The 12418-nt window shown below is 72.3% G+C and carries 13 protein-coding genes and 2 pseudogenes; 6 read left to right on the top strand and 9 right to left on the bottom strand.

Annotated elements, in window-relative coordinates; translation table 11 throughout:
* Positions 1-44: 44 nt before the first annotated feature.
* Positions 45-1253, bottom strand: a complete 1209-nt coding sequence (locus tag Sm713_RS27080) for an epoxide hydrolase family protein (RefSeq protein WP_212912678.1) — start codon at positions 1251-1253, stop codon at positions 45-47.
* A 121-nt stretch (positions 1254-1374) separates the two neighbouring features.
* Here Sm713_RS27080 and Sm713_RS27085 point away from each other — a divergent pair, with 121 nt between their 5' ends.
* Positions 1375-1821, top strand: a complete 447-nt coding sequence (locus Sm713_RS27085) for a VOC family protein (RefSeq protein WP_212914868.1) — start codon at positions 1375-1377, stop codon at positions 1819-1821.
* A gap of 22 nt (positions 1822-1843) precedes the next feature.
* On the opposite strand, the gene Sm713_RS27090 is transcribed toward Sm713_RS27085, so the two are convergent.
* The 3 genes from Sm713_RS27090 to Sm713_RS27100 form a co-directional block, all read right to left on the bottom strand.
* Positions 1844-2296, bottom strand: a complete 453-nt coding sequence (locus Sm713_RS27090; protein WP_212912679.1) for a hypothetical protein — start codon at positions 2294-2296, stop codon at positions 1844-1846.
* The gene (locus tag Sm713_RS27095) at positions 2293-2559 is read right to left on the bottom strand and encodes a hypothetical protein (protein ID WP_249416718.1); all 267 of its coding nucleotides are present in this window, start codon (positions 2557-2559) and stop codon (positions 2293-2295) included. Before Sm713_RS27095 ends, Sm713_RS27090 begins: the two co-directional genes overlap by 4 nt.
* A gap of 125 nt (positions 2560-2684) precedes the next feature.
* Positions 2685-3107 carry a hypothetical protein gene (locus Sm713_RS27100; RefSeq protein ID WP_212912681.1) on the bottom strand — a complete coding sequence of 141 codons (423 nt, stop codon included), beginning with the start codon at positions 3105-3107 and terminating at the stop codon, positions 2685-2687.
* Positions 3108-3222: 115 nt separating this feature from the next.
* Here Sm713_RS27100 and Sm713_RS27105 point away from each other — a divergent pair, with 115 nt between their 5' ends.
* Positions 3223-4068 carry a helix-turn-helix transcriptional regulator gene (locus Sm713_RS27105; protein WP_212914869.1) on the top strand — a complete coding sequence of 282 codons (846 nt, stop codon included), beginning with the start codon at positions 3223-3225 and terminating at the stop codon, positions 4066-4068.
* Positions 4065-4328: a DUF397 domain-containing protein gene (locus Sm713_RS27110; protein ID WP_212912682.1), complete on the top strand. Its 264-nt coding sequence runs from the start codon at positions 4065-4067 to the stop codon at positions 4326-4328. Before Sm713_RS27105 ends, Sm713_RS27110 begins: the two co-directional genes overlap by 4 nt.
* Before the next feature lie 22 nt (positions 4329-4350).
* On the opposite strand, the gene Sm713_RS27115 is transcribed toward Sm713_RS27110, so the two are convergent.
* From Sm713_RS27115 to Sm713_RS40735, 3 genes and pseudogenes are all read right to left on the bottom strand, one after another.
* Positions 4351-5364 carry a questin oxidase family protein gene (locus Sm713_RS27115; protein ID WP_212912683.1) on the bottom strand — a complete coding sequence of 338 codons (1014 nt, stop codon included), beginning with the start codon at positions 5362-5364 and terminating at the stop codon, positions 4351-4353.
* 92 nt (positions 5365-5456) lie between these two features.
* Positions 5457-5750: pseudogene (locus Sm713_RS27120) on the bottom strand (DUF664 domain-containing protein); the annotation flags it as partial.
* Between the two features lie 205 nt (positions 5751-5955).
* Positions 5956-6165 (bottom strand): hypothetical protein, encoded by a 210-nt coding sequence (locus Sm713_RS40735; RefSeq protein ID WP_249416719.1) that lies wholly within the window; start codon positions 6163-6165, stop codon positions 5956-5958.
* A 68-nt stretch (positions 6166-6233) separates the two neighbouring features.
* On the opposite strand from Sm713_RS40735, the gene Sm713_RS40740 reads away from it, so the two are divergent.
* On the top strand, positions 6234-6515 hold the full coding sequence (locus tag Sm713_RS40740) for a hypothetical protein (protein WP_249416720.1): 282 nt from the start codon (positions 6234-6236) through the stop codon (positions 6513-6515).
* Positions 6516-6601: 86 nt separating this feature from the next.
* Here the strand turns inward: Sm713_RS40740 and Sm713_RS27130 are convergent, their stop codons facing one another.
* Together Sm713_RS27130 and Sm713_RS27135 are read right to left on the bottom strand one after the other, a co-directional pair.
* A complete protein-coding gene (locus Sm713_RS27130; protein WP_212912684.1) occupies positions 6602-7669 on the bottom strand; it encodes a MerR family transcriptional regulator in 1068 nt (355 codons plus the stop codon).
* Positions 7670-7915: 246 nt separating this feature from the next.
* A complete protein-coding gene (locus Sm713_RS27135; protein WP_212912685.1) occupies positions 7916-9199 on the bottom strand; it encodes an adenylosuccinate synthase in 1284 nt (427 codons plus the stop codon).
* A 205-nt stretch (positions 9200-9404) separates the two neighbouring features.
* On the opposite strand from Sm713_RS27135, the pseudogene Sm713_RS27140 reads away from it, so the two are divergent.
* A pseudogene (locus tag Sm713_RS27140) lies at positions 9405-9821 on the top strand (diacylglycerol kinase family protein); the annotation flags it as partial.
* 1350 nt (positions 9822-11171) lie between these two features.
* A complete protein-coding gene (locus Sm713_RS27145; protein ID WP_212912686.1) occupies positions 11172-12374 on the top strand; it encodes a cytochrome P450 in 1203 nt (400 codons plus the stop codon).
* Positions 12375-12418 lie beyond the last annotated feature (44 nt).

The raw sequence follows: 12418 nt of genomic DNA on the forward strand, positions 1-12418 counted from the left end.
ATACCCCGTGCCCACCCAATGCCGGGGCCGGGGCACAGCCCCGATCAGGGGCGCCCGCCCCCCTCCTCCCGCAGCCGCCGGAAGAACACCCTGATGTCGCCGACGAGCAGATCCGGCTGCTCCAGAGCCGGAAAGTGGCCGCCCCGCTCGTACTCCGTCCACTGCACGAGCACGTTCGTGCGCTCCGCGATGTGCCGCAACGGGACGAAGTTGTCGTACGGGAAGACGGCGAGGGCGGTCGGCGCGGTGGACGGCTCCGGGCCGGAACCCCAGTAGTCGGCGTGCGCCCGTTCGTAGTAGATGCGGGCGCTGGAGCCGGCCGTGCCGGTCAGCCAGAACAGCATCACGTCGGTGAGCATCCTGTCCCGGTCGACGGCGTCCTCCGGACGCTCCCCGCTGTCCGTCCACTCCTTGAACTTCTCGACGATCCAGGCGAGCTGGCCGACGGGCGAGTCGGTCAGGCCGTACGAGAGCGTCTGCGGCCGGGTGGCCTGGATGTCGGCGTACCCCTGCCGGTCCCGGCGCCAGGCCACGAGCCGTTCCCAGGAGGCGACCGTGCGGGCGCGTTCCGCTGGGTCGAGCGCGGCCAGCTCGTCCGGGGTGGGTTCGGTGGTCTGACCCGAGTCGGGCAGCAGGTTCAGGTGGACGCCGATGACGAGGTCGCCACGGGTGCGGCCCAGCTCGCGGGAGATCGCCGCACCCCAGTCGCCGCCCTGCACCCCGTACCGCTCGTAGCCGAGGCGCGCCATCAGCTCCGCGAACGCCGCCGCCACCCGCCGGAACTCCCACCCGGGCTCCCGCGTCGGCCCGGAGAAGCCGAACCCGGGGATGCTCGGCAGCACGAGGTGGAACGCGTCGGCCGGGTCGCCGCCGTGCGCACGCGGGTCCGTGAGCGGGCCCGCGACGTCGGCGAACTCGGCGAACGAGCCGGGCCACCCGTGCGTCATGAGCAGCGGGGTCGCGTCGGGCTCGGGCGAGCGCAGATGGGCGAAGTGGACCGTCGCGCCGTCGATCTCGGTGGTGAACTGCGGCCAGCGGTTCAGCTCGGCCTCCGCCGCCCGCCAGTCGTACACGTGCCGCCAGTGGTGCGCGAGTTCCTTCAGATAGCCGAGCGGAACGCCGTACTCCCAGCCCACGCCGGGCAGCTCGTCGGGCCACCGGGTCCGGTCCAGCCGCTCGTGGAGATCGTCCAGCGCGCTCTGGGGCACGTCGATGCAGAAGGGGTGGATCACTTCTCGGGCTTCGCCTGTCACGGGCGGATGCTAATGCGCCCCTATGGCCGCCGCACCCGAAAAAGTCGCCCGCCCGGCGGGAGCCGTCCCCCATGCGGTGCGGCCCCGCCCGGGTGAGACTGGCCCCATGCAGCAGGGACCCATGGAACAGCGCGTCAGCCTGATCACGCTCGGCGTCGCGGACGTGAACCGCGCCCGCCGCTTCTACGAGGAGCTGGGCTGGCGGGGCCAGCAGATGCAGGAGACCGTCTTCTTCCAGGCGGGCGGCCTCGCCCTGGTGCTCTGGTCCCGCGCGAAGCTCGCCGAGGACAGCGGCATCCCGGACGCCGGCACGCCGGGCGCGTTCGGCGGCATCGTCCTCGCGCACAACGTCCGCTCGACCGCGGAGGTGGACGCCCTCGTCGGCGCCGCCGAACGCGCCGGCGCGAACGTCACCCGCGCCCCCGCCACCACGTTCTACGGCGGCTACGCGGGCGCCTTCACCGACCCCGACGGCCACACGTGGGAGATCGCCCACAACCCCGGCTTCGCCCTCGCCGAGGACGGTTCGCTGGTGCTGCCGGACTTCGGGGCGGCGGGCCCGGAGTGAGTCCGCTCCGGGCCCGCCCCGCTCACTCCTCGATGCGGATGGCACGGACGCCCGTGCCGCGGTAACGGTGGGGAGTCCTGGTCAGGACGGGACGCCCCCGGGGCCATTCCACCGAGGGCAGAGCCATATGCACGGCGTGCGCGCGGCTCCAGTCCTCCAACCCGCGGTCGGTGTCGATGCGTACCCGCTTGCCCGCTGCGGTGGCCGCCGCGAAGTCCAGCTCCGTGATGTCGACGGACGGCAGCGAGCCGACGTGCTCGGCCACGCCCGCGCGGTCGCGTTCGGCGACTGCGAGGGAGAGCGCGGGAACGTAGACCCGCAGGCTCGGGTCCTTCTCCGCCTCGACGACCAGCCGGGACGCCATCCGGTTGCCCGCGCCCAGCGCGAGAGCGGCCGTATCGTCGAACACGACGGCACGCGGCGGCGCGTACTTCCGCTCTCCGGACTCCTGCTCTCCGGACTCCCGCTCCGTCACTGGACCTCCCCGATGCGTCCCGCCACCACGTCGGCCCAGAGCTTCTCGCCGGCCTTCTCGTCCTCTTCCGTGTACGGCCTGCCGAGGAAGTGCTCCTCGACGTACGCCTTGGTCGCCTCGTACCGCTGCCGCAGCTCCTCCTGGGTGGGAGTGGCCTCGGCCAGCTGCGCGACGAGGTCCCGCATGGTCATCCCGCGTTCCCGGGCCAATTCCAGGAGACGGTCCCGGACGGCGGGGTCGACCTTGATCGTGGTGTCAGCCATGGCGCGAGTATACCCGTGGTATACCACCGCTGGACGCACCTCTGGGCGTTCGAGTGTGACGGTCACACCTGTTCTCTTTCTCTCGATTCCCCGACCCCTTTTCCGGGCCCGAAGTCTTGATTGCGCTATGCGCTCAGCGCGGTGTGCAGCAGCAGCGTGTGCACGAGGCGGCCGTCGGCGGCCGGCCGGTAGCGCCAGGCCAGGGGCCACGTCCAACCCTCCAGGGCCGGAACGGGGACGTACGCGATGCGTCCCGGCCCCGCGGTCAGCCGGACCACCCCTTCCGGCCAGGCCCGGAACGCCGTGCTGCCGACCCCGACCAGGAAGTAGACGTACCGGTTCCCGTTCGCCTCCTCGACGACCGGCCCCGGGTCCCCACCCGTCATCCGCGCCAGCACATCGGCCAGCGCACGCCCCCTGTCCCCGCCCACCCGCACGGCGTCGAACCGCACCCCCGCCTTGCTGAGCCGGAACCCGGTCGCGGGCAGCCAGGACAGGGGATCCACGTCCACGGGCCGGAGATTCACCTCGCGGCTTTCTGCGTTCATGAGTCCAGTCAACTGACTCCCGGTTAGCTTTTCCATAACTCTGTGTCGACCAGCAAAACGGTTGAGAATCGGCACTGTTCGGTTGAGACCGGTTGAGTCCGGTTGAGGCGTGGTGGTGATCGCAATAGCGCGAAGTGAGAACAAGGAAGTCGCCGGAGCCGTGACACGTTTCGTCGCCGACCTGGTGAAGGCCATGCGGGAGCAACGCGGGCTCTCGCAGGTGGAGTTGGGCGAGATGATCGGCTACAGCGGCGCGGCCATCAGCGCGGTGGAGACGTGCGCGCAGCCGCCGAGCGACGAGATGCTCGTGAAGCTGGAGGAGGCGATCGGGGGCGGGCTGGGGCTTTTCGAGAGGGCCCGGGAGTACATCCTCAACGACAAGTACCCGCCGCAGTTCAAGGACTTCGCCCTGATGGAGGCGAAGGCGGTGACGCTGTCGTCGTACCAGACATTCGTGGTCGACGGCCTGTTCCAGACGGAGGACTACGCGCGGGCACTGATCGGGGGCGGCTATCCGAAGCTGCCGGAGGCCAAGGTGGAGGAGCTGGTCCAGGCGCGGATGGCACGGAAGAAGCTCTTCGACCGTGATCCGACACCGATGATCGAGCTGATCCTCGAAGAGGACGCGCTGCGGCGCCCGTTCGGGAGCTGGGAGGTGTTGCGCGGGCAGTTGCACTCACTCGCCAAGGACGCCACCCGCCCCAATGTCACCGTTCAAGTTCTCCCGTTGGAGCGCGGGTTGCGCGGGGACCACGCAGGGGCTGCAGGTTCCATGGTCTTGGTGGAGACCGAAGAACATCACCACGTTGTCTACTTGGAGGTCGAATACCAGAGCCTCCTCGTGAGCAAGCCTGCCGAGGTCGCCCAACTGTCGCACCGCTATGCGAAAATCCGCGCACAGGCTCTCAGCCCCGACGACTCCCTGAGCCTGATCGAGCGGTTGGCAGGAGAAGAGCGATGAACACCACCCTTCGATGGTTCAAGTCCAGCTACAGCGACAGCAGCGGAGGCCAGTGCCTCGAAGTCGCCCACGACTGGCACAAGTCCACATACAGCAACGACACTGGCGGTCAGTGCGTCGAGATATCCACCTGCCCCCACACCACCCCCACCGTCCACATCCGCGACTCCAAAACGGTGGGGGCCGCGGGCCCGGCCCACCCCCGCCTCGCGGTCTCCGCGGACGCGTGGTCCGCGTTCCTGGGCTGGGCCGGCGCGTGACGCGGGTCGCCCCGCGCCGCCGCTAGGCCATCGGCTCGACCAGCTCCGCGCTGCGCAGGGCCGCCGCGAGCGCCCGCTCGTCGCCGACGTCGAGGGCCGTGTCGGTCAGCTTGATGACGTGCTCGTCGCCGTGCGCCAGGGCCCGTTGGAAGACCTCTTCGGGGGCGAACGTGCCCGCGGGGGTGTACGCGACCGGGGCGGGGGACGCGTACATCGCGGTCACCGCGGCGGACGCCGACCAGGCGGCCCGCAGGCTCTCGGCCCACAGGGTGCGCGGGAGCGCGGGCAGGGTGCGCAGGACGGCGTTGGGGGCCGTGGCCGAGTGGACCAGCATCACCGCGTCGCCGTGGCCGTGGGCGGCGTACCGGTGGGTGGCGGCCCGTACCAGTTCGGTGAGGCGGCGGTGCGCCTCGTCCGGGTCCGTGATCGCGGCCGCCCACGTCGGCAGGGCCGTGACGCGGTCGAGCCGGTCGGTGTAGCCGCCGCCCTGCCCGTCGATGGGCGCCACCGTGTCGAGGGCGGCGGCCGCGCTGCCGGTGGCGGGCAGCGGGGCGAGGTCCGCGACGGGGTGGTAGCGGGCGGCCCAGTAGCCGAGGGCGTGGGCGAGTTCGGTGAGGCGCGGGCCGGTGCTCTCGGTGGCGAGGAGGGTGCGCACGGCGTGGCCGACGCGGATCACCGGGTGCGTGGCGCCGCCGTACACGCCGGGCAGCAGGCGGGGCCACCACTCGGCCAGCACGTCGCGCCAGGGGCGCTCGGCGATCTCGCGGCCGAAGTAGCCGATCCAGTCCGCGGCGCGGCGCATGTCCCCCAGCGCCGGGCGCCAGTTGTCCGCCGTGACGGGTTCCACGGCGGACGGGAACTCCTCAAGCTTGTCCCGGTACAGATCGAGCCACCGGTGCACCGAGCCCGCCTGACCGTGCGCGGCCAGGGCCTCGACGGCCATCGGCGCGTGGTTGCTGAGCCACCCGAGTCGCTCGGGCCCGGTGACGTGCAGTCGTTGGAGCGCTTCGTCGAGCGTGCCGGTCGTCGTGTCCATGCGAGGACGGTAGGCGCGGCGGCACGGAAGCGTAACGGGCGAAAGCCCTAGGACCGGGCTTGGATCGGATCGGTCCGGACGTACGCCTCCGCTCAGCCCATGGTCTTGGCGCCGTCCAGGGACTCGCGGATGATGTCGGCGTGGCCGGCGTGCTGGGCGGTCTCGGCGATGATGTGCATCAGCACCCGGCGAACCGACCACTGCGCACCGGGCTCGATCCAGGGGGCCTTCGGCAGCGGCCACGTCGCGTCGAGGTCGGGCAGGGTGGCGACCACGTCGTCGGTCCGGCGGGCGACTTCGGCGTAGTCGGCCAGCACGCCGGCCAGCGTCTCACCGGGCAGCAGCCGGAAGTCGTCGGCCCGCTTGGCCCAGTCGGCCTCGGTCATAGGGGCGCGGCCGCACCGACGACGACCCGTGGCCCGGCGCGACATGGCGCGAGGCGCTGCGGCTGGCCGAGGACGGCTGGACCACCGTGCTCCCCGAGGTGGACGCCGAGGTGGCGGAGGTGCGCGAGCGGGTCGCCGAGGAGGTGGTCACGACGAAGCTGGTGCCCGCGTGGGACGTCACCGGCAGCGAGGTGGACATCGGCGCCTACCTGAGCGGCGAGCCGGAGTGCATGGTGGACGCGGTACCGCAGCGCATCTCGGCACGCGGCCGTGTGGTGACGTTCCTGGTGCCGGCCGGCTTCATCAACACCACGTCGCACGAGGCGGTGCACCACCGCGGGGTGGCGCTGGCCGCGCTCTGCTCGTCCATCGTCGCGGCCGGGCACAGCGTCGAGGTGTGGTCGGGCTTCTGCACCTACGTGAGCGCGACGGACCGGTTCGCCTCGGTGGCACGGGTGATCTCGGCGGCGGAAGCCGCTGGACATGGGGCGCCTGATGTTCGTGATGGCCCACCCGGCGATGTTCCGCCGCCTGTGGTTCTCGGTCTGGGACAGCGCGCCGGGGGCGGTGGCCCGCCGCATGCACGACGAGCTGTACGGCAGGGAGCCGAACGGCTGCTACGCGGAGGACCTGCCGGCCGCCATCACCGACCCGTACGTGCTGCCGTTCCTCTCGCCGGACGATCCGCAGTGGGCTACGGCGGACTCGGCGCTGGCGTGGTGCCGGGGGATGTTCACGAGTCTGGGGCTGCTGCGGGGGCCCTGAGGGCAGGTCTGAGGGCGGGCTCCCCGGCACCCTGGTCCGGCCGCGTCCGGTTGGTCCCGGCGGGCCGGACCAGCGTGAACGTGCGGTCAGTCCTCCAGGCGGACCGGCATCAGGAGCGAGAAGGCGCTCTCGTCGTCGGGCCGGCGGATCGCGATCGGTGCCGTGGGGGCGCCGAGCTCCAGGATCAGCCGGTCACGGGCCCCGGCGGTCAGCGCGTCCAGCAGGAACCCGCGGTTGACGGCGACACGGTTCGGATCTCCGGCACCCTCGGTGCAGAGAGCCACCGCGCCACCGTCCTCCACCCTGAGCACGCTGACGTCGTGCGCTCCGGCTTCCGCGGAACGGACAGGGCCGGTCTTCAGCGTTTTCACGAAGGCCGCCACCTCGACGACGGTGCGGCGCCCCGCGGCCTGGGGAAGGAGACGGCGGTAGTCGGGGAAGTCGTGGTCGAGACAGTGACCGGCTGCCTGCCTGTCCCCGGCCTCCAGCGCCACGCGGTCACCGTCGACGGAGATCCGCACGGGTCCCTTGCCGTCCAGGAGCGCCCGCATCGCGTCGGCGAGCGAGGTGGGCACGATGACCTGCACCCGGCTCCCGTCGTGCCCGGCGATACCGGCCCGCGCGACAGCCATCCGGTACCGGTCGGTGGTCACGACGTGGAGGCTCTCGCCCTCGATGTCGAACAGGACCCCGCCGAGCATCGGCAGCTCCGGGTCGGTGCTCGCCGCGAAACGAACCGTGTCCAGCGCGGCTGCCAGCTCCGGCGCGGCGACGGACAGCCGGACGGAGGCACTGCGGAGCGACGTCATGGCATTCTCCCTGTGATCGAGTAGGGCTCGGAGTGCGGAGAACTCGCCACGGGCAGCGGACAGTCCCTGTTCGAGGCGGCGCAGGTGCGCCTTCAGCAGCTTCCGGACCAGATCGGTGTCCGCGCCGGACCAGCCGGCCAGCACGAGCCGGATGTCCGCCAGCGCCATCCCGGCCCGGCGCAAGCGGGCCAGCAGCCGGGCCTCTTCGAGCTGCCCAGGTTCGTACCAGCGGTAGCCGCTCGCCGGATCCACCCAGGCCGGGACCAGCACACCGGCACGGTCGTAGAACCGCAGGGCGCTCACACCCAGACCGCTGTCGCGGGCCATCTCGCCGATGCTGCGCATGTCGTTCTCCACACCCGGCACTCTCGGCCCTGCACAAGGTCGAGGGTCAACCCGGCCCAACACCACGCACGAGGCGGTGCACCACCGCGGGCGCACCCCGCTCGTCCGTCGTCGCACCCGGGCACGGCGTCGAGGCCACCGTGGGCGACCGCAAGGCTCCGCGCTCGCGTGGTGCCGGGAGACGGTCGGGGGCACCCCCGGTTGCGGACGTTTCCCACGCGGGCGTCCCCACGTGGGAAACGAACCTCACAGGAACGAGTTGATCTGTACCGTCTCGTCCCGCCCCGGCCCCACGCCGATCGCGGAGATCTGCGCGCCCGACATCTCCTCCAGCGCCCGCACGTACCCCTGCGCGTTCTTCGGCAGGTCGGAGAACGAGCGGGCCCCCGTGATGTCCTCCGACCAGCCCGGCAGCGTCTCGTAGACCGGCTTCGCGTGGTGGAAGTCCGTCTGCGAGTACGGGAGTTCCTCGACGCGCTTGCCGTCGATCTCGTAGGCCACGCAGACCGGGATCTGCTCCCAGCCGGTGAGGACGTCGAGCTTGGTGAGGAAGAAGTCGGTCAGGCCGTTGACCCGGGTGGCGTACCGGGCGATCACCGCGTCGAACCAGCCGCAGCGGCGGTCGCGGCCGGTGGTCACACCGCGCTCGCCGCCGATCCGGCGCAGCGCCTCGCCGTCCGCGTCCAGCAGCTCGGTCGGGAACGGGCCCGCGCCGACCCGGGTGGTGTACGCCTTCAGGATGCCGATCACGCGGCTGATCTTCGTGGGCCCGATGCCCGAGCCCGTGCAGGCGCCGCCCGCCGTCGGGTTGGACGAGGTCACGAAGGGGTACGTGCCGTGGTCGATGTCCAGCAGGGTGCCCTGGCCGCCCTCCAGGAGGACCACCCTGTCGTGGTCGAGGGCGTCGCCCAGGATCAGTGTGGTGTCCGCGACGTACGGCTGGAGGCGGTCCGCGTAGCCGAGCAGTTCCTCCACCACCTGGCCGACCGCGATGGCCCGGCGGTTGTACATCTTGGTGAGCATCTGGTTCTTGATGTCGAGGGCCGCTTCGACCTTCTGCGTCAGGATCGACTCGTCGTAGAGGTCCTGGACGCGGATGCCGACACGGTTGATCTTGTCGGCGTAGGTGGGTCCGATGCCGCGTCCCGTGGTGCCGATCTTCCGGCTGCCGAGGAATCGTTCGGTCACCTTGTCCACCGTGACGTTGTACGGCGTGATGATGTGCGCGTTTCCGCTGATCAGAAGCTTGGACGTGTCGACGCCGCGCTCGTTCAGACCGCTCAGCTCGGAGAGCAGGACCGACGGGTCGACGACGACGCCGTTGCCGATGACCGGGACACATCCGGGGGTGAGGATCCCGGAAGGGAGCAGGTGCAGGGCGTATGTCTGGTCACCCACCACCACCGTGTGGCCGGCGTTGTTGCCGCCCTGGTAGCGCACCACGTAGTCGACGGAGCCACCGAGCAGATCCGTGGCCTTTCCCTTGCCCTCGTCACCCCACTGAGCACCGAGCAGCACAAGTGCGGGCACAGGCGTACACCCCTTCCGGGCGGGGCATGTCCAAAGTCTGGGGGGAGTGAAGGGGGACAGGGAGTACGTGTCACGCGTGCCCCACGTACCCTCGTCGGCCGCCAAACCGTCGGACCGGTGCCCCGGAATAGACGAAGCCCCTGGCGCAATAGCGCAAGGGGCTCTTGCACAAAGATGCTACCCGAGGAAGCGAGGCAGGACAGAAGTGTCGGCTTCCGATCACTTGCTGGTGGTCGTCGACCCGGTTGCCCGGCGCAGTGACGGGGAGTCGGTGCGGATCGCGAAAGACGTGCTCAGCGCACGTGCGGCCACGAAGGTGTGCCTGCCCGAGGGCGCCGAGGAATTCGCCCGGGTGCTGTCCAGACGGGGGACGCGGCGTCTGGTGGTGGTGGGCGACGACAACGCGCTGCTGCGCGCCGTCACGCTGCTGCACCGCGCCCGCCAGCTGGACTCCTGCGCCCTCTCCCTGGTCCCGGTGGGAACACCCGTCACACTGGCCCGCTCGCTCGGGGTACCCACCGGCGCGGTGGCCGCGTCGCGCGCGGTGCTGGCCGGGAAGGTGCGCCGGCTCGACCTGCTGGTGGACGACGCCGACGGTGTGGTCCTCGGCGACCTGCACATACTGTCCCGGCGCAGCGGGCTCCTGCGGCGCATGCCCGGGGGCGGGCCGGCCGGCGGGGGCGGTGCGGACGGTTCCACTCCGGCGCGGGGGACGGGCGCGGAGCGCGGGGACGGTGCGGCGCGCCCGGCACCTGGGGGCGGTGCGGGGCGCCCGGACGCGGGCGGGGGTGCGGGTGGTGCCGGGGGCGCGACGGGGGTGGTGGGCGACCTCGGCGGTTCGGGGATTCCCGGGACCTCGGGCGGGTTCGACGGCTCGGGTGGCTTCGGCGGCTCGGGCGGCTTCGATGGCTCGGGTGGGTTCGATGCCTTTGGTACTTCCGGTGATTCCGGTGCCTTCGGTGGCTCCGGTGCTTCCGGTGACGGGGGTGTGGACGCCGCCGGGTCGCGCGGCCCGCGCGGGCGCGGGGGCTCCGGGCGGGGGCCCGGGAACGGGCGGCCGGGCGGCGGCAGACCGGGCCGGGCCGGATCCCGGCAGGACAGGATCGACGGCGACGGTGCGGGGTACGGGACCGCTGCCGGTGAGGGGGCTGTAGGGGGCGTGCCCCACGGCGCCGGCTCCTTCGGCGGTGGCATCGACGGTGCCGGTGGTGCGGGCGGCGACGCGCTCGGTGCCGGCGGGCCGCTGGACGACGGTGCGGACCGGCGGGGCGAGGGGCCGGGGTGGTTGCGGCACTACCAGTCGCTGGTGCGCACGCTCGCGGCGCGGCGCGGCCCGGTGGGCGTGGTCCCCTCGATGCCGTCGCCCCGGCGGTGGGGTGCGGCTCTCGGGGCGCCGGTGCCGGGGCCCGCGCGGTTGCGGGTGGAGGCGGACGGCGTGACGCTCGTCGACCTCGACCAGCCCGTCGACGCGGTCCGGGTGACCCCGGCCGCGCACGGCCTCGCACACATCGACATCCACCCGGCGGCCCGCGGCCACACCACCACCTGGATGCACGCCGAGGCCCGGACGGTCACCATCTCCGGGGCGGACTTCCGCTACCGGGCGGACACGCTGATCAGCGGGCCGGTGCGCACGCGGACGTGGACGGTGAGCGAGGGGGCTTGGGGGCTGATGCTTCCGGTCTGAACCGCGCGGCCCTGCGGGTCGCGGCCCGTCCGAAGGGGGCGGTTGCGGTTGTCGCCGGACCATCGGTCGGTGGTGGTTGCGCGCGCAGTTCCCCGCGCCCCTTGGCAGCGGGGCTGCGCCCGGTCGCGTGCCTGCGGCGGAAGCCGCTCGTCAGGGCGAAGCCCGTCCCGAGGGGGCGGTCACGGTCGTGTCCGGACCACCGGCCGGTAGGTGGTTGCTCGCGCAGTTCCCCGCGCCCCTGGGTGGGCCGGGGCGAGAGGAAGCCGATTGGGTTACCGTCCGGGGATGGCTGCCTTCGACCCGTGGGCCCCGGAGTTCCAGGCCGACCCCTACCCCGCCTACGCCGAGCTGCGCGAGGCCGGCCGCGTGCACTACTTCGGCGCGTCGGACCAGTACCTGATCCCGCACCACGCCGACGTCTCCGCCCTGCTCCGCGACCGCCGTCTCGGCCGCACCTACCGGCACCGCTTCAGCCACGAGGAGTTCGGGCGGTCCGCCCCGCCGCCGGAGCAGGAACCGTTCCACACGCTCAACGACCACGGGCTGCTGGACCTGGAGCCGCCCGCGCACACCAGGATCAGGCGGCTCGTGTCGAAGGCGTTCACCCCGCGGACCGTCGAACGGCTGCGGCCCTACGTGCGGGCGCTGGCGGACGACCTGGTCGACGGGCTGCTCGCCGACGGCGGTGGCGACCTGGTCGCGGCCCTCGCGGAACCCCTCCCCGTGGCCGTGATCGCCGAGATGCTGGGGGTGCCCGAGAGCGACCGGCCGCTGCTGCGTCCCTGGTCCGCGGCGATCGTCGGGATGTACGAGCTGAACCCGACCGCGGAGGCGGCCGCCCGCGCGGTGCGGGCCGCCGAGGAGTTCTCCGGATACCTGGCCGGCCTGATCGCCGAGCGGCGCGCCCGGCCCGGCGACGACCTGGTGTCCGCGCTGATCGCGGCCCACGACGACGAGGACAGGCTCAGCGAACTGGAGATGGTCTCCACCTGCGCGCTGCTGCTCAACGCCGGCCACGAGGCCACCGTGCACACGACCTCCGGCGGCTGGTGGACCCTCTTCCGGCACCCGGACCAGCTCGCCGCGCTCCGCGCCGACCCCTCCCTGCTGCCCACGGCGGTGGAGGAGCTGATGCGCTACGACACCCCGCTCCAGCTCTTCGAGCGCTGGGTGCTCCAGGACATCGAGGTGGCGGGCGTGCGGATACCGCGCGGCAGCGAGGTCGCGTGCCTCTTCGGCTCCGCCAACCGAGACCCCGCCGCCTTCGCGGAGCCCGACCGGCTGGACCTCGCCCGCGCCGACAACCCGCACATCAGCTTCGGTGCCGGCATCCACTACTGCCTCGGCGCGCCGCTGGCCCGCATCGAGCTCACCGCGTCCTTCGCCGCCCTGCTCCGCAAGGCCCCGGCGCTCCGCCTCGCCGCGGAGCCCGTCCGGGGGCCGGGCACCGTCATCAGGGGGTTGACGGAACTCCTGGTGGAGGTCTGAGGAGCAACGCCTGCCTCACATCACCGTCCTGACCGGTGAGCGGA

The sequence above is a fragment of the Streptomyces sp. TS71-3 genome, assembly GCF_018327685.1.
Classification (GTDB): domain Bacteria; phylum Actinomycetota; class Actinomycetes; order Streptomycetales; family Streptomycetaceae; genus Streptomyces.